This window comes from Pedobacter sp. AC163, from assembly GCF_979258665.1.
The window spans coordinates 5,026,898-5,047,600 of sequence record NZ_OZ409872.1 but is presented as its reverse complement, the minus strand read 5'-3'; the positions used below and the strand labels follow the sequence as shown (position 1 = coordinate 5,047,600).

The 20,703-nt window shown below is 37.0% G+C and carries 27 protein-coding genes; 16 read left to right on the top strand and 11 right to left on the bottom strand.

The window, feature by feature from the left end; genetic code table 11:
• The first annotated feature begins 4 nt into the window (after positions 1–4).
• Entirely contained in the window at positions 5–493 is a 489-nt protein-coding gene (locus ACZZZK_RS21965; protein WP_463486005.1) for a DUF4625 domain-containing protein, read from the top strand.
• A gap of 19 nt (positions 494–512) precedes the next feature.
• On the top strand, positions 513–1,748 hold the full coding sequence (locus ACZZZK_RS21960) for a hypothetical protein (RefSeq protein WP_463486004.1): 1,236 nt from the start codon (positions 513–515) through the stop codon (positions 1,746–1,748).
• 41 nt (positions 1,749–1,789) lie between these two features.
• Here the strand turns inward: ACZZZK_RS21960 and ACZZZK_RS21955 are convergent, their stop codons facing one another.
• Positions 1,790–2,473 carry a DUF4142 domain-containing protein gene (locus ACZZZK_RS21955; RefSeq protein ID WP_463486003.1) on the bottom strand — a complete coding sequence of 228 codons (684 nt, stop codon included), beginning with the start codon at positions 2,471–2,473 and terminating at the stop codon, positions 1,790–1,792.
• Positions 2,474–2,647: 174 nt separating this feature from the next.
• Between ACZZZK_RS21955 and ACZZZK_RS21950 the strand changes: the two genes are divergently transcribed.
• On the top strand, positions 2,648–3,010 hold the full coding sequence (locus ACZZZK_RS21950) for a response regulator transcription factor (RefSeq protein ID WP_463486002.1): 363 nt from the start codon (positions 2,648–2,650) through the stop codon (positions 3,008–3,010).
• On the opposite strand, the gene ACZZZK_RS21945 is transcribed toward ACZZZK_RS21950, so the two are convergent.
• Complete coding sequence (locus tag ACZZZK_RS21945) at positions 3,011–3,835, bottom strand: ion transporter (RefSeq protein WP_463486001.1); 825 nt, start codon at positions 3,833–3,835, stop codon at positions 3,011–3,013. It lies immediately after the preceding gene.
• Positions 3,836–3,987: 152 nt separating this feature from the next.
• Between ACZZZK_RS21945 and ACZZZK_RS21940 the strand changes: the two genes are divergently transcribed.
• From ACZZZK_RS21940 to ACZZZK_RS21920, 5 genes are all read left to right on the top strand, one after another.
• Positions 3,988–4,707, top strand: coding sequence for a DUF481 domain-containing protein (locus ACZZZK_RS21940; RefSeq protein ID WP_463486000.1), 720 nt, complete (start codon positions 3,988–3,990; stop codon positions 4,705–4,707).
• Between the two features lie 177 nt (positions 4,708–4,884).
• Positions 4,885–5,085 carry a hypothetical protein gene (locus ACZZZK_RS21935; protein WP_265800528.1) on the top strand — a complete coding sequence of 67 codons (201 nt, stop codon included), beginning with the start codon at positions 4,885–4,887 and terminating at the stop codon, positions 5,083–5,085.
• Between the two features lie 73 nt (positions 5,086–5,158).
• Positions 5,159–5,422 carry a hypothetical protein gene (locus ACZZZK_RS21930; RefSeq protein ID WP_463485999.1) on the top strand — a complete coding sequence of 88 codons (264 nt, stop codon included), beginning with the start codon at positions 5,159–5,161 and terminating at the stop codon, positions 5,420–5,422.
• A 145-nt stretch (positions 5,423–5,567) separates the two neighbouring features.
• The gene (locus tag ACZZZK_RS21925; RefSeq protein ID WP_463485998.1) at positions 5,568–5,972 is read left to right on the top strand and encodes a GlcG/HbpS family heme-binding protein; all 405 of its coding nucleotides are present in this window, start codon (positions 5,568–5,570) and stop codon (positions 5,970–5,972) included.
• 115 nt (positions 5,973–6,087) lie between these two features.
• Positions 6,088–6,783, top strand: a complete 696-nt coding sequence (locus ACZZZK_RS21920; RefSeq protein ID WP_463485997.1) for a DUF421 domain-containing protein — start codon at positions 6,088–6,090, stop codon at positions 6,781–6,783.
• A gap of 8 nt (positions 6,784–6,791) precedes the next feature.
• Here the strand turns inward: ACZZZK_RS21920 and ACZZZK_RS21915 are convergent, their stop codons facing one another.
• Positions 6,792–7,796 (bottom strand): LLM class flavin-dependent oxidoreductase, encoded by a 1,005-nt coding sequence (locus ACZZZK_RS21915; protein WP_463485996.1) that lies wholly within the window; start codon positions 7,794–7,796, stop codon positions 6,792–6,794.
• A 415-nt stretch (positions 7,797–8,211) separates the two neighbouring features.
• On the opposite strand from ACZZZK_RS21915, the gene ACZZZK_RS21910 reads away from it, so the two are divergent.
• On the top strand, positions 8,212–8,736 hold the full coding sequence (locus ACZZZK_RS21910) for an RNA polymerase sigma factor (protein ID WP_056850159.1): 525 nt from the start codon (positions 8,212–8,214) through the stop codon (positions 8,734–8,736).
• Positions 8,737–8,770: 34 nt separating this feature from the next.
• Here the strand turns inward: ACZZZK_RS21910 and ACZZZK_RS21905 are convergent, their stop codons facing one another.
• The gene (locus tag ACZZZK_RS21905; RefSeq protein ID WP_463485995.1) at positions 8,771–8,971 is read right to left on the bottom strand and encodes a hypothetical protein; all 201 of its coding nucleotides are present in this window, start codon (positions 8,969–8,971) and stop codon (positions 8,771–8,773) included.
• A 304-nt stretch (positions 8,972–9,275) separates the two neighbouring features.
• On the opposite strand from ACZZZK_RS21905, the gene ACZZZK_RS21900 reads away from it, so the two are divergent.
• Together ACZZZK_RS21900 and ACZZZK_RS21895 are read left to right on the top strand one after the other, a co-directional pair.
• A complete protein-coding gene (locus ACZZZK_RS21900; RefSeq protein ID WP_463485994.1) occupies positions 9,276–9,896 on the top strand; it encodes a DUF4142 domain-containing protein in 621 nt (206 codons plus the stop codon).
• Positions 9,897–10,171: 275 nt separating this feature from the next.
• Complete coding sequence (locus ACZZZK_RS21895) at positions 10,172–10,531, top strand: hypothetical protein (RefSeq protein WP_463485993.1); 360 nt, start codon at positions 10,172–10,174, stop codon at positions 10,529–10,531.
• A 177-nt stretch (positions 10,532–10,708) separates the two neighbouring features.
• Here the strand turns inward: ACZZZK_RS21895 and ACZZZK_RS21890 are convergent, their stop codons facing one another.
• Positions 10,709–10,990 (bottom strand): hypothetical protein, encoded by a 282-nt coding sequence (locus ACZZZK_RS21890; RefSeq protein WP_463485992.1) that lies wholly within the window; start codon positions 10,988–10,990, stop codon positions 10,709–10,711.
• A gap of 198 nt (positions 10,991–11,188) precedes the next feature.
• Here ACZZZK_RS21890 and ACZZZK_RS21885 point away from each other — a divergent pair, with 198 nt between their 5' ends.
• Positions 11,189–11,554, top strand: coding sequence for a response regulator transcription factor (locus ACZZZK_RS21885; protein ID WP_463485991.1), 366 nt, complete (start codon positions 11,189–11,191; stop codon positions 11,552–11,554).
• Between the two features lie 108 nt (positions 11,555–11,662).
• Here the strand turns inward: ACZZZK_RS21885 and ACZZZK_RS21880 are convergent, their stop codons facing one another.
• Together ACZZZK_RS21880 and ACZZZK_RS21875 are read right to left on the bottom strand one after the other, a co-directional pair.
• Entirely contained in the window at positions 11,663–12,313 is a 651-nt protein-coding gene (locus tag ACZZZK_RS21880) for a response regulator (protein WP_056850165.1), read from the bottom strand.
• Between the two features lie 89 nt (positions 12,314–12,402).
• Complete coding sequence (locus ACZZZK_RS21875; RefSeq protein WP_463485990.1) at positions 12,403–13,479, bottom strand: PAS domain-containing sensor histidine kinase; 1,077 nt, start codon at positions 13,477–13,479, stop codon at positions 12,403–12,405.
• Between the two features lie 208 nt (positions 13,480–13,687).
• Between ACZZZK_RS21875 and ACZZZK_RS21870 the strand changes: the two genes are divergently transcribed.
• Complete coding sequence (locus tag ACZZZK_RS21870) at positions 13,688–13,906, top strand: DUF6965 family protein (protein ID WP_463485989.1); 219 nt, start codon at positions 13,688–13,690, stop codon at positions 13,904–13,906.
• Positions 13,907–13,962: 56 nt separating this feature from the next.
• Here ACZZZK_RS21870 and ACZZZK_RS21865 read toward each other — a convergent pair whose 3' ends face one another.
• Positions 13,963–14,187: an Rdx family protein gene (locus tag ACZZZK_RS21865; RefSeq protein WP_463485988.1), complete on the bottom strand. Its 225-nt coding sequence runs from the start codon at positions 14,185–14,187 to the stop codon at positions 13,963–13,965.
• A 149-nt stretch (positions 14,188–14,336) separates the two neighbouring features.
• Here ACZZZK_RS21865 and pta point away from each other — a divergent pair, with 149 nt between their 5' ends.
• Positions 14,337–16,424 carry a phosphate acetyltransferase gene (pta, locus tag ACZZZK_RS21860; RefSeq protein WP_463485987.1) on the top strand — a complete coding sequence of 696 codons (2,088 nt, stop codon included), beginning with the start codon at positions 14,337–14,339 and terminating at the stop codon, positions 16,422–16,424.
• A 9-nt stretch (positions 16,425–16,433) separates the two neighbouring features.
• Complete coding sequence (locus tag ACZZZK_RS21855) at positions 16,434–17,630, top strand: acetate/propionate family kinase (protein ID WP_463485986.1); 1,197 nt, start codon at positions 16,434–16,436, stop codon at positions 17,628–17,630.
• Between the two features lie 48 nt (positions 17,631–17,678).
• Here ACZZZK_RS21855 and ACZZZK_RS21850 read toward each other — a convergent pair whose 3' ends face one another.
• Together ACZZZK_RS21850 and ACZZZK_RS21845 are read right to left on the bottom strand one after the other, a co-directional pair.
• A complete protein-coding gene (locus ACZZZK_RS21850) occupies positions 17,679–18,056 on the bottom strand; it encodes a VOC family protein (protein ID WP_463485985.1) in 378 nt (125 codons plus the stop codon).
• Positions 18,057–18,101: 45 nt separating this feature from the next.
• Positions 18,102–18,578 carry a DinB family protein gene (locus ACZZZK_RS21845; protein ID WP_463485984.1) on the bottom strand — a complete coding sequence of 159 codons (477 nt, stop codon included), beginning with the start codon at positions 18,576–18,578 and terminating at the stop codon, positions 18,102–18,104.
• Positions 18,579–18,655: 77 nt separating this feature from the next.
• On the opposite strand from ACZZZK_RS21845, the gene ACZZZK_RS21840 reads away from it, so the two are divergent.
• On the top strand, positions 18,656–19,729 hold the full coding sequence (locus tag ACZZZK_RS21840; RefSeq protein ID WP_463485983.1) for an aminotransferase class V-fold PLP-dependent enzyme: 1,074 nt from the start codon (positions 18,656–18,658) through the stop codon (positions 19,727–19,729).
• Here ACZZZK_RS21840 and egtD read toward each other — a convergent pair.
• A complete protein-coding gene (gene egtD / locus ACZZZK_RS21835; protein WP_463485982.1) occupies positions 19,726–20,700 on the bottom strand; it encodes an L-histidine N(alpha)-methyltransferase in 975 nt (324 codons plus the stop codon). The two genes, ACZZZK_RS21840 and egtD, sit on opposite strands and share 4 nt — an antisense overlap.
• Between the last annotated feature and the right edge of the window lie 3 nt (positions 20,701–20,703).

The following is a 20,703-nucleotide window of genomic DNA, read 5'->3' as shown; positions in this document are numbered from 1 at the left end:
CCTAATGAAAAATAAATTTAATCCAAAAAGAACGGGCTATCTAATTTTAGGCTTCGCAATGGTGTTTCTGCTGAGCAATTGCAAAAAAGAAACCGAAGAAATTGATACCAGCTATCCCGAAATTGTTGCGAGTGCAAGCGCTTTTCCACAACAGTGTAGCATTATTAAACGTGGCGAATCTTTCATTTTTAAGGCTCAGGTAAGTGATAACGTAGCACTTGGATCCATGAGCATTGATATCCACCACAACTTCGACCATCATTCTCACAGTACTGAGGTAAACAGCTGCAATATGGAAGCGACTAAAACTCCAGTAAAACCGTATCTACTCATCAGAGAAATCAATATTCCGGCAGGGCAAAAAAATTATGAAGCCACAGCAACCATCAATGTCCCGGCAGATATAGATCCAGGTGATTACCATTTTTTGATCAGAATCACCGATAAAGCCGGATGGCAAACGATCAAAGGAATCAGCATAAAAATTAATTAATCAATTAAAATCAAACCCAATGTTATCCAAAAACAATTTTAAGAAAGCAGCCCTGTTTGTTGCCGTTGCTGCAGCATTTACCGCTTGTAAAAAAGACAATCAACAACCTGAAGAGGAACCAACAAACGTTGCAAAGGAGTTTAAATATGTACGTTTGTTAACCTCAGATGAAACTTCGAACAAGTTGACTTTAATTGACCCATTTTCGGCAGCTGTTTCATCTTTCGATGCCAAATATCCACTGGCAAATCTTTATGCTACTTCTTCTGGTAGGTATGCAGCAGTGCTTTATGGTACGCAAAATTTAGCAGAGGTTTTTGACAGCGGTCTGTCATCACATGTAGATCATATTGATGTATTGCACAATCCAAAATGGGCCAGTATTATTGCAAATGGCATAAAGCCAACCCACTTTAAATCGAAAGCCGATGAAAGTTTAATTTTTAATGATGGCGATGGAACTTTGAGCCGGGCTATGGAAAGTGATTTTAATACTACAGGAGCAAGATTTTCCACTGTGAATGCCGGCTTATTACCTCATCATGGTGCAATGGCACAATTTACAAACGGAACCTATGCGGTCACTTCTACAACAACAGCTGGAGCATCACCCAACAGGGTTTTAATCATTGATAAAAGCGGCAAAACCGTATTTGCTTCAACCTTAGCCATTGGGGCGATCCATGGTAACGCAACTGATGGCACTCATGCTGTTTTCGGTGGTTTTACCAATGCCGCTGCAACTGCAGGTGGCGTTTTGGTGGTGAAATCTAACGGCGAGCAAAGATTGATTCCAAACCCCGATGGGTTTGGCGCATTTAGGTTGGGCAGCATTTATTATGCAGAATCTGCGAAGAAATTTATTGGTTACGTGGCTACCAAAGGGGCTTATTTAATTGATTTGGCTGGGGATAAGATCACCCCTATTTACAACGGTGCTGATGCATTTCAATGCAAAGTTGATTATGCCGGAAAAAATTTGTTAGTGTTAACTTTGGATGGAAAACTTCGTGTTTATGATTTAGCGACTGGAGCTTTGAAAAAAGAAGGTGCTGTAATTTCAGCAACCTCAAGCACTGACACCTATAAGCCAGTTTTAGAAGCGACGGCAAAATTCGCCTACATCGCTTTACCAGGATCTGGTGAAGTGCATCAGATTGACCTCGACACTTTCACCGTTTCCACAAAATACAAAGTATCTTCAAAACCAGTTCGATTAACGATTTTCGGTTTTGAAAGTAACGCTTCGCATTAATTTTACAGGAGGTAGCTAATTTCATCGCTACCTCCTTATTTTTATTTCATCATCGCATTCAACTGAGCTAAATGTGCTTTAAGTTTCGGTAAATATTTAAGGGCATATTTTTTCACATCTTTATCCGATGATTTAGACCCTGCCTCGAAAAGTGCAACCACATTTTGATGATCCTTCAAGCTAGCTGCAAGATAAGCGTTGTCAAAATTTTCGCCTTTCAATTGGTTAAGTTTAGTGATTGATTGTTGCATATCAGCATCACTAAGCATCGCAAAGCCTTCAACCATAACACCTTTTGGCTGACCCGTATTCCCTGCTTCACCTTGATTTTGATTTCGCGAGGTATCCAACAAATTTGTAGGAGACGAATCCACTCTGCCATCGGGCCTTTGTCCTTCCGGCAATTTACTCGTTGGTAAACTTATGTTTTTTGTTTTTGCCAGGCTTAAAAGCTCCTGGTTTGCTTTAGTATGCAAGTCGAGAACGCTTGTTGAAAAACTCCTAATTTTTTGATCTTTAGAAATTTCAGCGGCTAAGCCGCTCATCTGTAAACTTTTTATTCCATACCGCATTGCTTGAGCCATGAAAACTTCAGGCGGAAGAACATTTTGTTTTCGTTCGTGACTGATCACATTTACTGAAGGCGTAATACGTTCTGATGCATTAGCGCTTGCGGCAATTGATAAGCCGATAACGAATGCAAAGCTTGATTTAAGATTTCTCATAATTTTAATAGCTGATGTAGTTAATCAACTTAAAAAAACATAAAAAAGTTTGCGAAAAATTTGATTTGAAATAGACGGTGAATAAAAGAAGTTAATAACTCAGGCAATGTGAAGAAATAACTTAAACATCTGAAAATGAAAGACGTTAAGCATACATTGCTCAACATAAAGCTTATGAAAAAGTGCATATATGTAGTAGAAGATAATCCCAATATCAGAGAGATTATCGAGTTCTTACTCACGGAGGAATTGTATGAAGTAAAAGCTTGTAGTAATACCAGCGATTTTTGGAAACAAATGCGGCTAACTATTCCAGACATGGTGATTTTGGATATCATGTTGCCTGATGGAAATGGCATTGAGATTTGTACACAATTGAAAGCCAATGTTAAAACTCATCACATTCCGGTAATGATGATGTCGGCAAATAATCACTTAAACGCGGTAAAAGCGAAATGTACGGCAGAAGATTTTATTAACAAACCATTCGACTTGAATGATTTCGCAGGTCGTGTAGAACGTTATTTACCGAATTAGTTATCTAAAAAGTGACGAGCCGCAATGCTTACAAAAAAGCGCATCAGAATCGTGCCCTTCCAGGCTGCAACTTGGGCAAGATTCGGGCATTTCCTTTTTAGATTTTGCAGCAACAGCAATATCATGAGTAATAATTCCTGTTGGTACAGCGATAATGGCGTAACCAATAAGCATAACCACTGAAGCAACAAATTTTCCCATTGGGGTGATTGGAGAAATATCGCCGTAGCCTACCGTCGTTATGGTTACTATTGCCCAATAAATACTTTCCGGAATATTCGAAAAACCATTTTCCCGCTGCTCTACCAGATACATGATCGAACCTAAAATTACGGTGATCGTTAATACCGTAAGCAGGAAGATGCTAATTTTTCTAAAACTGTTTTTCAGCGCCTGCGTAAGGAAATTAATTTCGCTTAGAAATTCTCCGAGTTTAAAAATCCTGAAAACCCTTAATAATCTTAATGCTCTGAAAGCCAAAAGCGATTGTGCACCAATAAAAAACATACTTAAATACGACGGCAATAATGAGATAAGATCTATAATCCCCAGCAAACTAAATACATACCTCACTGGCTTTTTAATACTGATTAACCGTAAGATGTATTCTATGGTAAATAAGCCGGTAAACACCCACTCCACATGATAAAATAAGTTACCGTATTTATTGTGGATGCTAACAACACTATCAAGCATTACTACTATGATACTGGTAAATATGGCAATGAGTAAACCCACATCAAAAGCTTTGCCTGCAGGCGTATTCGATTCGTAGATCACCTCGTGCAAACGGAAACGCCAATGCTTAGATGTTGTTGGTTTCATGCAGTAAAAATAATCATTTGGTCTAATAATAGAGACATTTTCCGAGATAGCAATTGAGCGAAGCAAGTTATCGGATCAGGCTCTGGAGCGGAAAAAAACTGTTCGTTAATTGCTTACTAAACATTAATCATTGTAAATCTGTTAACCTGAGTATGGAGAAACTTTTACTTATTTTCAATTTCATCTTCGTATTTCTTAATGCATCGGCACAATATAGCGACAGTACGAATTACCATATTGTGCTTTCCTCTACAGGTTCAATTAACAGAACAGACGATCAGCGTGCTTATTTATTAAACAATGGTTTAAACTTTGGAATGAAGAAGGAAACCTTCGTTTTAAACTCTAACACCAGTTGGCTTTATGGAAAACAAAACAACAACTTAAGCAATAATGATTTCTCGAGTACGCTTAACTTCAACCTGTTTAAAGGGCCAGAACATTTTTATTATTGGGGTTTGATCAATTACAACACCAGCTATTCGTTAAAGCTAAAAAATCAATTACTTGCCGGCGGTGGTATTGCCTACAGTTTTCTTGATGAACCGAATTCCTACATCAATTTGAGTAACGGCATTCTATTCGATCAAAGTAGTTTGGTGGTTGGCGAGCGTTATAATACCTTACGTAATTCGCTCAGGTTACAGTTCCATTTCGCAGTTAAAGAAATTATAACCCTAGATGGAAGCCATTTTTTACAAAATTCTTTTTCAAGAGGTGGCGACTATATTATCAGATCATCTACAACAATAGGCTTAAAGCTAAGAAAGTGGATTAGCCTCACGACTACGCTGAACTATAATAGATTGAATATCACAGAAAGAGAAAATTTAAATTTCACCTATGGTTTAAGTTTAGACAAATATTTTTGACCTCAAATCAACTGACCCATCTCATTTATAAGGAAAAGCAAAATTTAATTGAATGATAGAAGATGTTGAAAATTTTTAACCGGTTTAAATAATTGATAAACAGATGAAAAGCTCGTGATTTTATCTTTATCGAAATTTGGATACTTCAATTTCACATTCAAATTATAATTTTGTGTTATGGCAAACACGAACGTTAGAAAATCTATACAAAGTAAAATAGAATCTTTAGGCAAAGAAATCGAAAGCCTTCAACAAGAGTTAGCGAAATGGGAAAAGATAGCTGCTGATTACGAAACAAATTCGGAAAGTATTGATCTCATCCTTTCTATACAAATACCAGAAAAAAACGAGACAAAAGCAAAAAAGATTAGACTTTAGATAGGCGTTTCATTATTCCAATTCGATACTCTTAAAACTTAATCTGGAGGCTATACATTCTTAACTGTCTTTTTTGAAAAAAAGACAAAACCTTTGGAATAATGGTGCTGTTTTACAAGTAGTTAAAACAAAAATTATTCCTATGAAAAAGTTAATGATTGTAATGCTACTTGCTAGTTTTAGCTTGGGCACTATTGCGCAAACCCGGCCAGATACCGTTAGAAAGAAAACTGAATGGCCTAAAAAGAAACCAGATAGAAAAGATCCCTCAAAGAGAGATACCATGAAAAGGGATACAATGAAAAGAGATACGACAAGGAAATTACCACCGAGGTAAATAAACTGAAAGCCCAGATGATTCGTCTGGGCTTTTTTTTATAATATCGTTCCGAAAATCAATAAATTTCTGAAACATATTTTCCAATCAGAACAATAACAAGTTCTGAATGTTAACTTTATCATAAAAACCAATTTAAAAAATTATGAGTTTAACATTAGAAGTAGTAGAAAAAATATCAGCCGCCGCTAAAGCAAAGGCAACTGAAATTAGTGTTCCCATGAACATTGCTGTTGTAGATGAAGGTGCAAACTTAAAAGCATTTCATAGAATGGATAATGCTTGGCTTGGATCTATTGATATTTCCATAAAAAAAGCAAAAACGTCAAGATTTTTCGACATGGATTCTGGCGAAATCGGCAAGTTATCACAGCCTGGTCAACCACTTTACAATATCGAACACTCAAACGGAGGATTAATTAGCTTTCCAGGTGGAGTAGTTTTGAAAGATGAATCAGGTAAGGTAATTGGCGCCATCGGTGTTTCTGGAGGAAGCGTTGAGCAAGACCATGAAGTAGCAAGTGCAGGAGCTGCAGCGCTTAAAAATTAAAAATCCATAAATGTTAGATGCACTCATGCATCTAACATTTTTTCATCCAATACATCTTTAAAAATCCCAAAATCATTTCTTCCCTAACTGCTGTAATCTATTGCCACGTATTACTATGATCTTAAACATCGACTGGAAAAATTTCTTCATCGGAGAAGAAAACTGGGAGTTTATGTTAGAAATAGCACTCCGAACTTTTATTATGTATTTTATAATTTTAGTTGGGTTAAGGCTTTTAGGAAAACGTGGTGTAAGGCAGCTTTCTGTTTTTGAACTCGTAGTGATTATTAGTTTGGGTTCTGCTGCCGGAGATCCGATGTTTTATAAGGAAGTTGGGCTTTTGATCCCAGTAATCATATTTTTTATTATTGTTGGCGCTTATCGGCTCACCACATTTTTAACTGCAAAAAGCGAAAAACTAGATGATCTGATAGAAGGCAAACCTGTTTATCTAATCAAAAACGGACAGTTCAATATTGAAGAGTTTAAGAAAGAAACACTTGCACAAGATGAGTTTTTCTCTGAACTGAGGCAGCAAAGCATTTCTCATTTAGGGCAAATAGATACCGCTATCCTTGAAACATCTGGTACACTGAGCGTATTCTTTTACACAGATGATCAAGTAAAACCTGGCTTGCCCATCTTGCCAGAGTTATTTGCTAAAAAAACCAAAATACTTCAACCAAAAACACATTACGCCTGTACATTTTGCGGACACGTAGCAGCAGTAAATGAAGAATCAACTTTTCTTTGCCCAAACTGTAAACATGAGGAATGGGCAGTTGCGCTGCATAATTGCAGGATTAAATAACAGCAAGTTTATTCAAATATACTGGCGAACAATTTGTTTGAATAAAGCTTCGCTTGATGATCATAAATATGCGAAGTGCTCATAATTTCATTCACTCCAAATTTGGAAACAAATGCGGCTAAGTTTAATTTAATGGTCTCTTTACTACCAATAAAAGAATAATATAACATTTGCTCAACAGCTTCTTTTTCCAGCTGATCCCAATGGGCATTGATATTTTCTACAGGTGGCTTAAGTCGCTCTCTCCTACCAGTTATCACGCCTAAAAACATTTTCTTAACCGAACTCGATAAGAATTCAGCCTGCTCATCTGTATCGGCCGCAACCACATTAACGCAAGCGATAACATAAGGTTCGGCAAGAAAAGCAGAAGGTTTAAAATTATTTTTATAAATAGCCACTGCCTGTTCAAATAATGCTGGTGCAAAATGACTGGCAAAAGCGTAAGGTAATCCTTTCTCTGCTGCTAATCTTGCACTATCGGTACTAGAGCCTAATACCCAAATTGGAATATCGAGTCCTTCGCCTGGAATGGCACGAACTTTTGAATGAAGATTATCGGCAGAGAACAGTTGCTGTAATCGCTCAATATCTTTTGGAAAGTTATGTGCAGCATGCATATTTTCTCCTCTAATCGCCATTGCAGTAATTTGATCCGTTCCTGGTGCTCTGCCTAAACCTAAATCTATTCGATTTGGATAAAGTGAAGCCAGCGTTCCAAATTGCTCGGCTACAATTAACGGAGAATGATTTGGCAACATAATCCCGCCCGAACCTACACGAATAGTTTTGGTACCTCCGGCAATAAAACCTATCAATATCGCTGTTGCCGAACTTGCTACGCCTGCCATATTGTGGTGTTCGGCAAACCAATAACGGGTATAGCCAAGAGCTTCTGATTGTTGGGCAATTTCTAAACTTGTTTTAAACGTATCGGCTGCAGTATAACCATCTAATACGGTTGCTAAATCGAGAACGGAATAAGGAATATGTTTTAATGAAGTGATATTCATGTGCGCTTTTTGTAATTAAAGCACAAAAATATCTTTAAAAAACATGGCTTGCATCTTCTCAATTGTTATATGACCTTCAATATACAAATGCGTCATTTAACAGAAAAAGTAGGTGAGTAGTATACATTGACGGCAACAACTTGTGTATTTTTTCATCAGTTTTTGTAGTGTGCTACAGTCACCATGAAAGTTATCATCTTGTATATCAAATCCTTTACAATCATTGATTTTCCAGTATTTATCCAATTAAAAGTACTTTTAATGGAACTAGTGGTAACGTAATGCAAATAAGCTATTATTAATAAAAATGCATTTAGCGAAAACACCATGAGTAGTTATACGCGAATAAATAACAGTTAATGTTAGCGGTATGAAGTTTGTCCGTTAATAGACAATCACCTTAAAACATTATCCCATGAATAAAACAGAATTTAGCAGCATTGTTAATAGCAATGCAAGCTCGCTCCGCTCTCATGCGTTACAATTTACCAAAGACCTGGACGACGCCAATGATCTTGTTCAAGATACATTGATGAAAGCTATCCGGTTTTTTCACAAATTTGAGGAAGGATCGAATTTAAAAGGCTGGCTCTTCGTAATCATGCGTAATACTTTTATCAATGATTATCGTAAAACAGCTAAGAAAAATGCGCTGATTACCACAGAGGAAGAAATCACGTATGCAAATTTAAGTCATAGCGCAACCAGAAATGTAGCTGAGAACAAGTTTATGATGAACGATATTCAAGGTGCATTGGATAGATTGCCAAAAGCTTACCGCGATCCATTTGTGCGCTACTTCGAAGGTTACAAATACCATGAAATTGCAGAAGAATTAGGTTTACCCATTGGTACTGTAAAAACACATATCCATCAGGCCAGAATTGAATTAAAGAAAAACCTCAAAAATTACAAAACAGACGCCTACTACAGGCCATAATAAAAAACCCCGACTCAAAATCGGGGTTTTTTATTTAGGTTGATTTTTCATCTGCATCAGCATCAGAACCACTTTGATCCGTGCTAACAGCTCCTAACTGGTTAAAATCGCCATTCTCATCATAAGCTTTATCAGCATCACTGCCATCTAACTCCTCATTAGGTATCACTCCTAACTTATCTTTTTTGTCTTCATCCTTTTCTTGATGATTCTTTTTTTGATTGTCCGTGTTCATAAGCTTGATATTTCTTATTAAACAATCAATCTAATAGCTAAAAGTTTGAAGTTTTTAATTTTTGTTAGCTGTAATCTTATCTTCCTGCTCGTTTTAAAACATTATCGCAGAGCAACAAGCAGCTTAATCAGTGTTAATTTTCGTTGTCTAACGGCAGTTCCTTAGCTTTCAGTAGGAACTAGTATCAATGCTTCATCTTTGGTTAACACTGCCGATACCAATCTATTTCTACTTACGGAAGCCACCATTTTCAAATTCTCAAAACATTAAAATGTTAATGGTGTTGATTTTTTAAAGGATTAACATGAGAGATACCCATTATATACTAGCGGCATTGTGTTTTACGGTTGTAGCAAGCTGTACAAGTTCAGAAAAGAAATCCGAGAGCGGTCAAAAACTAGCTTCTGATACTATAGTTGCCGATACCGGAATCAGCCAGATTAGCAAATCAATCACGTTAGACAGTACCGACACAAAGTTTTTAAAGAATGTTGCACTAAGTAATTTAACTACTATCGAATTCGCGAATAAGATGATTCAACTGGGAGCGAAACCTGATCTAATTTCATTGGCGAAAGAACTAGTTTCCGATCATAAAGCCTATCAGGTTTCATTGGAAAATTTAGCGAAGAAGAAAGGCTATCAATTGCCACAAACGCTGCCTCAAACCCCAATTCAAAATGTAAAAAAACTAGATACTTATGAAAAGGAAGATAGAAATGAATATTTTCTTCAGTCGGTTATTGAAGAATATCAAAAGACAATAGATCGTTTTGGACAGGCAACAACTTCCAAAGATGCAGACATAGCAGCCTTCGCAACACTCACTAAACCTAAATGGGAAGTTACATATGGACAAAGTAAGAAACTTGAGAAAGAGTTAAGAGCGCAGAAAACAGGGCAAGGAAATGACCCAAGGCAATAAAATACTCCTTAACGATTTTTAAAAATCATGCTCATTTCTGGAAAGCCTTTTTTCAAAGCAGGCTGAATAAAGGAGAAAATTACTGCCAATACAAATGCTGCTAAAATACAATAGAAACTAGCTTTGGAGCTAAATTCCATTTGATCAGGTCTTCTGCCTTGTTCCATGTTAAATCAAGAATAAATTATAGGGATAGTAGATCAAAGACAATTAAAACCAAAGAATGTTTTACAAACAGAAAAATATTCTAATATTATTTTAATACTAAGTTAATAATGATGACAAAACGCAATACACACAAACCCTACAATCTCCTCATTGATGGCCTTAGTGCAATAGGCATGGGATTAGGAATTTATTTGCCGCGACCAACAATAGAAAAAAGAATAGCGAAAAGTGTAAATTTAGCTGATTCAAGCATTAATAAAACACTATCACATTCGCCTGAAAAAACATTTTCCAGTCCGCTAACTTTTGAATTGGCTGGTTTAGGTGGAATAGCGGTTTATCGCTTCTACCAAGGCTTAAAAAAAAGCAAAAAAGCAAATATTGTGGAAGGATTTTTTCTAACCTCTATATTGGCGGCAGCCATAATTTACCAGGCTAGCTTGCCGAAAAATCGATCAGTAAAATAGACTAGATAATGAGGAATCTTATCAATTCGATATTTTCTATGATACAAGAAATAGTTGCTAAGTAATGCCCGGCTTAACTGGGCATCGCGATAGTGACAAGGAAATTTTAGGAGCATTGTAACTCCCGTTTCACTTTGAACCATTCGTTTTTATGAAAAAATTAATTGATGGGATTCTCTATGCGCTTTCGATCGTGGAATACCAATTAATAGGATGAGATCGAAGACTCATTCCGTCGCGTTCTACGTGGTATAAAATGATTGGAATAGAAAAATCGATCATTCGTTCTACCTTCTTTGATAGTCGCCCCAAAAAGTCGATACTTGAGATGCCTTCTTTCAGGTGAACGTAAATCACTGTTGGTGTTTTAAACTCGAAACGATCAATCATTCCTGGCCATTCGTTCCTAATACGATTGAGGAAATTAGGAATTTTAATGTACTCTAAATTTCTTTCCATAATTAAGAATTTGATTGCCTTAAAATAGCAAATCTATCCCGCTTTACCTAGAAAACACTACATCTCCACAACTTTTTTACAAAGGCTTTTGTTCATTAGAACACCATTAAAGACCTATTAAACGTAATTTTTAACGTATTTATTCGGGTTCGTTTGAACTGTGAATGGTTAACTTTATCGTTTTAACCAGTTAAGTTTATGCACAATCGAATTTTGGTATTGGATGATGACCCCTCTAATGGAGATGTGCTCTGCATGATTTTAGAACAAGAAGGTTACCAAACTAAGTGTATTTATTCCGCATTGAACGTTTTCGAAATCATAAATACCTTCAATCCTCATATTCTCTTTTTAGATATTCATTTAGGTGCCGATGACGGGAGATTATTATGCAATAAAATTAAGGATCAGTTATGCGCTAAAAAGTTACCCATCATATTAATTTCTGCAATGTCGCCCAATCAAATCGATACGATCCAATCGAAAGCAGATGGTATAATTTATAAGCCATTTGAAATTGATGAAGTAATTGCTAAAGCTAAAAAATTCACTCAGAATCAATAAACGTTCGATTTGATAGCGGCTAACCGACTATCCCTAAAAGTATTAGTACGCGATAATATACTCATTTTAAAAAAGGCCAAATTTTCGAGCGAAAATTTGGCCTTTTGATTAGATTGCGTAACCGTTCAGAATAGAAAAACGTACTAAAGCTGCTGTATTTTTGCAACCTGTTCTATCAATTAACGCCTGCCTTAAACCTTCAACTGTTCTTCTACTTAGAAAGAGTTTATCAGCCATTTCCTGATTGGTCATTCCCTCACCTATCAACTTTAAAACACTTAATTCTCTTTCTGAAAACTGAAGACGATGATTTTGCTCAGGAGACAACATAACTAGCTGACTATTATATCTTTCCAATATAGAAATACATAAACTCGACGAGATATATTTATGCCCTTTCATTACATGTTGAAGGCAAAACATCAATTCATCGGCACCTACACTTTTTAATAAATAGCCGTTCGCTCCAGCTAAAAAAGCGTTAGAAGGATATTTTTCATCCTCCAGAACACTAAGCAATACAATTTTTAGGTTTTTAGATTTCTTTTTTACCAGCGGAATCATTTCGATACCGTCCATTTCGGGCATCATTACGTCCGATAAAATGATATCAGCCTGAATGCCAGTATCAATTAAATTAAGTAGTTCTCTTCCATTGGCAACATCGGCTACAACTTCAACCGATTCGTATTTATCCATAAGTGCGGTAAGCGACTCACGCATCAAGTGATGGTCATCTACCAGGATTATTTTGATCATAAACCAAATATAATTGAAGGAAATTGATTCAGAAAATGGGGCATTTCGCTTAGTCGCGAATATGGCTCGAAAAGCAGCGATTCAAGTATTTATTTGGGTAATTCTACAAAAAAAGTGGTCCCTTTTCCTGTTTCGGTTTCGAACCAAATTCGTCCGTTGTGTAACTTTACAATGTTGTAAATAATGCCCACTCCTAAGCCACCAGAATCCCGGCCAACCAGGCCAGCTCGAAATCCTTGCTCTGCCCTTTCAAACAAATCTGCCCTCATGTCTTCAGGTATTCCTCTGCCATTATCATAAACTGAAATCACTACTGCATTCCCTACATCATTTACGGTTACGCCAATAGTGCCATTTTCATCAGTAAACTTTATCGAATTTGAAATTAAATTGTTAATTACCTGTAGAAATTTCATTCCATCAATCGATAGGTAAATTTTATCCTGATTGCTGCTGAACTTAAAATTACGAACATTGCTCAACCTTGATCGTCTATAATAACGTAAGGCATCTTTTAGCTCCCACACCAATTCCAGCCTGTCTTTATTAATTTCTATGATGTTGCTCTTTATAAATTCGTGATTGATGACGCTCCGCACTAATCGCGTATTTCGATCACACATATCAACGATAAAGCTTAACGACTTTTGCAGATTTTTATCACCAATTTTAGCTACCTCTTTCTCCATCGATGATGCGGTTAACTTCATCATGCCAAGAGGTTCCTTTAAATCATGTGATAAAACTTCGAGTGTAATATTTTTTCTGTAATTGATTTGATCGACAAGCAACTTATTATGGCGTTCTACAGTGATATCCTCGGCTATGCCACAAATGATTACTTCCTCATTTTTAATCGGATACAAACTCACTTTTACATATTTCTCTCTGGAATTTTCAAAACCTAGTCGAAATTCATATTTCTTAGGTTCCATGTCTTCCAAACATTCTTCGTAACAGGAAATAACATGTTCTACATCATCGCTGTAAACTTTGCTCAAAAATAATTTTGGTTTCTGCAGAAGAGATTCTTTGTCGACTTCCCAAATATCGGCCAATGCAGTATTAATGTAAATAAAATCTTCAGTTTGCAAATTGTAGATGAAGTATCCATCGTTAGCACTTTCCCCAATTTTATAAAATAATTCAGTACTTATCTCCTTCATTTGGTGGTGTATTAATTAGGCATCAAAAGCAATTCATGAACACAAAATAATGCTATATGGTTTTATTTATTTTATTAATGGCGTTTTAAGGCTATATGATAGCTTTTGAAAACTTGGCCGTAAAATAAAAGGTATTGAGTGATAGCTAAATGATAAAATGAACCAGTGATATTGAAATCTATTAAATTTTCATTTGTAACTTAGTGGCATGACAATGCAGGAGCTCCAAGAACTAGAAGATTTTTTTACAAAAGCAGGAAAACAACCTGTGCCTATTTTTTTGAACCAAGCAACAGAGATTACAGATTACGATCATTTTTTGCAAAGTCATTTCCAGCCGTTAAAGGCCAACCTCACATCTAAAGTAAATCAGCCGCTTATTTATAGGCTTAAAACCCTTAAGTTGATTATCGAATCGAACGCTTAGCAATTATTTACGATCGGTATGCCCTAAATCCTTATCCGGACTTACATGATCTCGAACTAATTTTTCAGTTCCTTGATTTCAGGGAAACGTTCCATTACACTGCGGTCAAAAATAACCTGGTTATCAATAGTGATGGTAAATTTACCACCGGTTTCGCTTGGAATTAGCATTACGCCCCTAATTTCATCTGTAAAAGTGTTCAAAATTTCTTGCGCCATATAGGCCGATCGCAACATCCATCCGCATTTCGGGCAATATTCAATGGTGATTGTAGGTTTCATTTTACCAATATATCAATATCTTTTTATTAGCCTTTTTAATTTCAAATTTTCAGCTGCAATTAGGTCGGCTACTTTTTTAATATAGATTTAAAAAATTTCCAACTATATTGGCAAAAGTTAGTTATTCTAATCAGCCTTATCCTTTTTTTATGACGAAGAACATCTTTATAGCATCTGCAGAGCCTTATACCGGAAAATCAGTGATTGCATTTGGCATGATAAACATGCTACTGGCTAAAACCCAAAAAGTTGGTTATTTTAAGCCAATCATTGCTCAAGAAGATCCAAATCAAAAAGACGAACACGTAGAAGCAATGCTTGATTACTTCGCATTACCGATTCGTTACGAAGATGCTTTTGCCTTTACCCGACAAGATATGCTTCACCAGGCTGAAGATAGCGGCACAATTATCAATACCATCATAAGTAAATATAAAAAATTAGAAGATAATTATGATTTCACTGTAATTGAAGGAAGCGATTTTTTAGGCGAAGGCAGCGCCTTTGAATTTGAATCGAATGCTTTAATGGCCAAAAACCTGGGTGCCCCGGTTTTGATTGTGGTATCAGGAAAGGGAAAAACGGCAAGTCAGTTATTTAAAAGCGCCATCAATATTTACCGCAACTTTTTGTTAAGAGATGTGCAGGTCTTGGGTGTAGTGGCCAATATGGTTAATCCTGAAGAAGCAGAACGTATTAAACAGGCCTTAACCAATCAATTACCGCCAGAATTATTAATAGCCGTAATTCCCATCGAAAGTGGTTTGCAAAGCCCAACTATGAAAGAAATTGCGGCTGCGCTTGATGCTGATATTTTATTCGGCGCCGATTTGCTCGATAATCAGGTTGATAATTTTGTAACTGGTGCGATGATGCTGCCAAACTTTTTAAGGCACATTAAAGATAATCTGCTCATTGTAACCCCTGGTGACCGGGGTGATATTATCATCGGATCGTTGCAAGCCAACTTATCTGCCAACTACCCTAAAATTGCCGGAATTGTACTTACAGCAGGAAGTTTGCCAGATGAACCAATGATTAAACTTATCGAAGGTTTGCAAACCATTATCCCAATTATTGCGGTTCAAAAAGGAACGTTCGAAACCACTACAACTATTGGTTCTATTCATTCTAAAATCACGATAGATAACAAGAAAAAAATTGAGTTAGCCATAGATATTTTTGAAAAACATGTCGATTTAAAAGCGCTTGATGATAAAATTATCACATTCAGTTATCAGGGCATCACCCCGCACATGTTTCAATATCAACTGGTAAAATGGGCCAAAAGAGAGAAGAAACACATTGTTCTTCCCGAAGGAAATGATGAGCGAATTTTGAAAGCCGTTGAGAAATTGATTGCGCAAGATATTGTTGACATTACTTTGTTGGGCGATCCATTGGAGATTAGTAATTCTATTAAACGGCTTGGCTTAAACCTGGACCTGAACACCGTTCATATCCACAATCCTGCGCTTTCCGAGCAATACGATTCTTATGTGGAAACCTTGCACGAGTTAAGAAAGGCAAAAAATGTAAATCTGGAAATGGCTCGGGATATGATGACAGATGTTTCTTATTTCGGAACGATGATGGTTTATAAGGGCGATGCCGATGGAATGGTTTCTGGCGCAGTGCACACCACTCAACATACCATCCGCCCGGCCTTGCAGTTTGTTAAAACGAGACCAGGAGTTTCTGTTGTTTCATCGATATTTTTTATGTGTTTACCCGAGCGGGTAGCCATTTTTGGCGATTGTGCTGTAAACCCCAATCCAACTGCACAACAACTTGCAGAAATTGCTATTTCATCAGCAGAAAGTAGTGCCAAATTTGGCATTGAACCAAGAATTGCCATGCTATCTTATTCATCCGGTACCTCAGGAGAAGGGGAAGATGTAGAACGCGTGAGAGAAGCTACTGCAATTGTTAGGGAAAGATATCCTGAGCTTAAAATCGAAGGACCGATCCAATATGATGCCGCTGTAGATCCTATAGTTGGTAAGCAAAAAATGCCGAACTCGGAAGTTGCAGGCCGGGCAAGTGTTTTGATTTTCCCGGATTTAAATACAGGGAACAACACATACAAAGCTGTACAACGCGAAACTGGCGCATTAGCCATTGGCCCAATGTTGCAGGGATTAAATAAACCTATTAACGACCTTAGTCGGGGTTGTACTGTTGATGATATTTTTAATACGGTAGTGATTACCGCGATACAATGTCAAGACCTATAAAAAAATAACATGAATATTTTAGTTATAAATTCTGGGAGCAGTTCCCTTAAGTATCAGCTTTTTAAAATGCCTGAAAAAGCGCCAATTTGTAGCGGATTGGTTGAACGCATTGGCATTGAAGGCTCTTATATTAAACATACGGTTTACGCAGGCGGAGAGAAATTTATAACCGAAAAAAATGGTTTCATAACAGATCACGGCGAAGGTTTGAATCAAGTTTTAGCTTTGCTAAGCGAGGGCGAACGGGCGGTTATTGCTAGTCCAGATGATATTGCTGCCGTTGGCCACCGTGTGGTGCATGGAGGTGAACACTTTTCGGGACCTACGTTAATAACAGAAGAAGTGAAGGCGCAGATTAGAAAACTTTTTTCTCTGGCCCCACTCCATAATCCTGTTAACTTGAAATGCATAGAAGTTGCCGAACAAACCTTTACAAAAGCTAAACAGATTGCGGTTTTTGATACCGCTTTTCACCAAACTATTCCTCAGGAAGCTTTTAGGTATGCCATTCCGAATCGGTACTATAAGGAACATGGAATTCGTGTATATGGATTTCACGGAACCAGCCACAAGTATGTGAGTGAGCAAGCGATTAAATGGCTGGATAAAAAAGATTCAAAAATTATCACTATCCATCTGGGAAATGGTTGCAGCATGACTGCCGTTGAAAATGGAAAATCGATAGATACAAGTATGGGTTTTGGCCCCTTAAGTGGATTAATGATGGGTACGCGTTCCGGCGATATCGACCCATCGGTGATTTTTCATTTAATCGAGCATGCGGGTTATAGCCTCGATCAGTTGAGTACTTTGTTTAATAAACAGTCGGGATTGTTAGGCGTAGGCGGTTCGAGCGATATGCGTGACATTGGAAAGCTGGCTGCTGAAGGTAGTAATGGTGCAATTTTAGCACTCCAGCTTTATGCTTACCGAATTAAAAAATTTATCGGTGCTTATGCAGCAATTTTGAATGGCCTTGATGCTATAGTATTTACAGCCGGTGTTGGAGAAAACGACAAATTAATGCGTGCTTCCGTTTGCGATGAGCTGAATTATCTCGGTATTGAAATGGATGCCGAAAGTAACTTAAACTATTCGGGCGGAATTGCAGATGTAAGTACAGATAAATCCCGAGTAAAAATTCTGGTGATCCCAACCAATGAAGAATACGAAATTGCCTACCAATGTTTTGGACTATTGGCTTAATTAAAAATTCATCAATCAGCTGAAAGGAGCTGATTGATGAATTCAATTTTACCCTTCCAAAACCGATAGAATATTTCCGGATGAATCTTTAAACCAGGCAATCTTCGGCCCTTGCTCGCCTCTCGAGATGCCTTTCTCATCGGTTTTAATATATTCTGAATCGTATTGTTCGAATTTTATTCCTTTAGCAATCAATTCATCAACAGCTTCATCAATATTGTTCACAGGAAAGTTTAATACCGTAAAAGTTGCCGGTTCATGATTATCTTTTGGGTAGAGCATGATGTTTTCATTCCCTTCTAATGCTAACTCCAAGATGCCCATCTCTCCTACTTTGGTTTTCAAACCAATTAACTCATAAAAGGCTTTTGCCTCTTCAATGTTCTTTACAGAGAATGAACTAAATGCTTTGCTTGTTTGTAACATGATCATATAAAAATTAGTGAAACAATATTTGTGACGCTTGATTAGTTAACTCTTCCAGGCACCGATTAATCTTCTTATTACTATTATTTCTGCAGTGTGATAAGCATTGTGATCGGCAATTTGCAGCGTTTCGCGAAGTAGTGCTTGTCCCTGCCCATGTGAAATTTGGCTGTAAAGATCTGCCGATTCCATTAATTCAATAAACTCTTTCAGGTCAGTTTCTATACTGGTGATGGTTTTATTCCAGGCTTCTTCGCTTTCTGGAGCAACCTCTTTCGGCCAATACTGCTCCGGCCATTTCGGAGACTGATGATTACCATCTTTACTAAATTCAAGCATATCCCATTGGGCTATACGGATATGTTCTGCCAATTGCCAGATGCTGTAAGGTAGGAGATCAGGCTTTTTTGAAACCTGCTCAATCGTTAAATCTGCAAGTGCTTCTTTCAAACCTACATGCGCTCCTCCGCCACCCAATAATTTTTTAAGTTCGTTAAGTAAAATTGAAGTATGATTTTCCATTTGGTTAAGGGTATAGTAAAGAATTAACAAAATAGAAAGCTTATGGTTTGGGTAGTTATTTTCTATTACTTTTGATCATGAACTTTCAAGATTTATTTCCAGTTTTAAATCACAACACCTACCTAAATACCGCTTATTCAGGCATTCTAGGTAAACCGCTATTAGAATGGCGCAACAAACACGATGTTGATTACCTTAATGAAGGGAGCAATTTTAGGGTTAACCAGGCTACGATAATCGAAGATTTGAGAAAGAAAGTTGCTGAAGTTTACCAGGCAGAACATATCTTTCTAACCCCAAACTTTTCGTTTGGATTTAATACCTTACTGAATGGACTCGATGAAAACCATCGATTTTTGCTTTTAAAAGAAGATTATCCTTCCCTTGCCTATCCGGTAAAAACTCTAGGCTTTGAATTTACAGAAGTTGATATTGATGTAAACCTGGAGGAGAATATTATTAAAGCAATTGAAGATTTTAAACCTACCGCATTTGCATTCAGTATGGTGCAATATATTAGTGGTTATAAATTATCAGAAGATTTCATCAAGAAAATCAAGCAAACCTATCCGCAGATTTTGTTGCTAGCAGATGGAACACAGTTTTGTGGCACAACGCCATTTAACTTCAAACAATCAGGTTTAGATGCATTAATTTCGAGTGGCTATAAATGGTTACTTTCTGGATTTGGAAATGGATTCACTTTGTTATCAGAACAATTAATTGGCGAACTCTATCAAGATCGAGTGAATAAAAAACTTCCAACAGCGCCATTTTTAAATGGAAAAAGTCATTTGGAGATGTGTTTTGAACCTGGCCATTTAGATACCTTAAATTTCGGCTCGCTTTATCATAGCCTTAACTTCTTACAATCTACCGGGTTTGAGCACATCGAAAAAAGCAACCAGTTCCTTTGCCAAAAGGCGAGATCAGAATTTCACAATAGAGGTTTACTCCCAGTTTGGATGACAGAGAGAGAAAGCCAATCAACCATTATCAGCTTACCTTTGGAAGAAAAATTAGTGCAAAAACTGGCTGAAGCTAACATTCTATGTTCAGCAAGGGGCGCCGGAACGAGATTTTCGTTCCATTTTTATAATACTGAGGCTGATTTACAGAAACTGCTTGATGTGCTTGATGGCAAAAGTTAATCTACTTTCCAAACGGCATCTGTAAAATATTTCTGATGATCGAAAAATCGATGTATCGGGTTGAAGCCAGATTTTTTAGCCAACGCATCTACATCTTCAAGAGAATATTTTTGTGAGATCTCCATGTAGATAAATTCATTTGCAGTGAAGTGAATGGTTTCATCGCCTACGTTTACCCACTGCTCTTCCAAACTGATTAAATAACTTTTGCAAGCTCCGGTTTCAGGATCGTATGATGCGTAATGATCGAACTTCGAAACATCAAAATCACCACCTAATTCATTGTTTATCCGATCCAGAAGATTCAAATTGAATGAGCGGGTAATCCCCGCAGGATCATTATAGGCTGCCAAAATCTGTTTCGGATTTTTCTTTAAATCAAATCCGATAATCAGTAAATCATTTGGGGAAAGCTCATTCCGTAAATCACAGCAAAACTGCTCGGCGTCGCTTAAGTTCATATTACCGATATTGGCTCCCATAAATAAAACCACTTTCCGGCGACTGGAAATCTCTTTTGCTTTTTTAAGCATCTTAAAGTAATCGCCATTAAGTCCCTCCATTTTCAACTGAGGAAGTTTTTTAGGTAGATTTTCTTCCAGATCGTTGATTACATGCGTTGAAATATCAATAGGAAAATAGGTAAAGGTAAGCTGTTGTTTTAACAAGGCATTTAAGAGATGAATAGATTTTGTCGCATCGCCAGCGCCAAGCTCAATCAAATCAAAGGGTTGATCATCAACCGCAATAAATTTCGCTAATTCTGAAGATTGTTGCTCCATAATCTCCATCTCTGCATCAGTAAGGTAGTATTCATCCATATCCATGATTTGCTGAAATATGCGATCGCCTTTTTCATCATAGAAATATTTGGAGCTTAAAAACTTAGGTTTACTTTGCAATCCTTGTAAAACATCAGTTAAAAATGATGTACTAAGTGGTGCAATCTGATTGGTAATAATAGAATCCATAGG

Excerpts from the sequence above, each read along its gene's own strand:
- ACZZZK_RS21965 (WP_463486005.1), top strand. The coding sequence starts at position 5 with ATGAAAAATAAATTTAATCCAAAAAGAACGGGCTATCTAATTTTAGGC.
- ACZZZK_RS21960 (WP_463486004.1), top strand. The coding sequence starts at position 513 with ATGTTATCCAAAAACAATTTTAAGAAAGCAGCCCTGTTTGTTGCCGTT.
- ACZZZK_RS21955 (WP_463486003.1), bottom strand. The coding sequence starts at position 2,473 with ATGAGAAATCTTAAATCAAGCTTTGCATTCGTTATCGGCTTATCAATT.
- ACZZZK_RS21950 (WP_463486002.1), top strand. The coding sequence starts at position 2,648 with ATGAAAAAGTGCATATATGTAGTAGAAGATAATCCCAATATCAGAGAG.
- ACZZZK_RS21945 (WP_463486001.1), bottom strand. The coding sequence starts at position 3,835 with ATGAAACCAACAACATCTAAGCATTGGCGTTTCCGTTTGCACGAGGTG.
- ACZZZK_RS21940 (WP_463486000.1), top strand. The coding sequence starts at position 3,988 with ATGGAGAAACTTTTACTTATTTTCAATTTCATCTTCGTATTTCTTAAT.
- ACZZZK_RS21935 (WP_265800528.1), top strand. The coding sequence starts at position 4,885 with ATGGCAAACACGAACGTTAGAAAATCTATACAAAGTAAAATAGAATCT.
- ACZZZK_RS21925 (WP_463485998.1), top strand. The coding sequence starts at position 5,568 with ATGAGTTTAACATTAGAAGTAGTAGAAAAAATATCAGCCGCCGCTAAA.
- ACZZZK_RS21920 (WP_463485997.1), top strand. The coding sequence starts at position 6,088 with ATGATCTTAAACATCGACTGGAAAAATTTCTTCATCGGAGAAGAAAAC.
- ACZZZK_RS21915 (WP_463485996.1), bottom strand. The coding sequence starts at position 7,796 with ATGAATATCACTTCATTAAAACATATTCCTTATTCCGTTCTCGATTTA.
- ACZZZK_RS21910 (WP_056850159.1), top strand. The coding sequence starts at position 8,212 with ATGAATAAAACAGAATTTAGCAGCATTGTTAATAGCAATGCAAGCTCG.
- ACZZZK_RS21905 (WP_463485995.1), bottom strand. The coding sequence starts at position 8,971 with ATGAACACGGACAATCAAAAAAAGAATCATCAAGAAAAGGATGAAGAC.
- ACZZZK_RS21900 (WP_463485994.1), top strand. The coding sequence starts at position 9,276 with ATGAGAGATACCCATTATATACTAGCGGCATTGTGTTTTACGGTTGTA.
- ACZZZK_RS21895 (WP_463485993.1), top strand. The coding sequence starts at position 10,172 with ATGATGACAAAACGCAATACACACAAACCCTACAATCTCCTCATTGAT.
- ACZZZK_RS21890 (WP_463485992.1), bottom strand. The coding sequence starts at position 10,990 with ATGGAAAGAAATTTAGAGTACATTAAAATTCCTAATTTCCTCAATCGT.
- ACZZZK_RS21885 (WP_463485991.1), top strand. The coding sequence starts at position 11,189 with ATGCACAATCGAATTTTGGTATTGGATGATGACCCCTCTAATGGAGAT.
- ACZZZK_RS21880 (WP_056850165.1), bottom strand. The coding sequence starts at position 12,313 with ATGATCAAAATAATCCTGGTAGATGACCATCACTTGATGCGTGAGTCG.
- ACZZZK_RS21875 (WP_463485990.1), bottom strand. The coding sequence starts at position 13,479 with ATGAAGGAGATAAGTACTGAATTATTTTATAAAATTGGGGAAAGTGCT.
- ACZZZK_RS21870 (WP_463485989.1), top strand. The coding sequence starts at position 13,688 with ATGACAATGCAGGAGCTCCAAGAACTAGAAGATTTTTTTACAAAAGCA.
- ACZZZK_RS21865 (WP_463485988.1), bottom strand. The coding sequence starts at position 14,187 with ATGAAACCTACAATCACCATTGAATATTGCCCGAAATGCGGATGGATG.
- pta (WP_463485987.1), top strand. The coding sequence starts at position 14,337 with ATGACGAAGAACATCTTTATAGCATCTGCAGAGCCTTATACCGGAAAA.
- ACZZZK_RS21855 (WP_463485986.1), top strand. The coding sequence starts at position 16,434 with ATGAATATTTTAGTTATAAATTCTGGGAGCAGTTCCCTTAAGTATCAG.
- ACZZZK_RS21850 (WP_463485985.1), bottom strand. The coding sequence starts at position 18,056 with ATGTTACAAACAAGCAAAGCATTTAGTTCATTCTCTGTAAAGAACATT.
- ACZZZK_RS21845 (WP_463485984.1), bottom strand. The coding sequence starts at position 18,578 with ATGGAAAATCATACTTCAATTTTACTTAACGAACTTAAAAAATTATTG.
- ACZZZK_RS21840 (WP_463485983.1), top strand. The coding sequence starts at position 18,656 with ATGAACTTTCAAGATTTATTTCCAGTTTTAAATCACAACACCTACCTA.
- egtD (WP_463485982.1), bottom strand. The coding sequence starts at position 20,700 with ATGGATTCTATTATTACCAATCAGATTGCACCACTTAGTACATCATTT.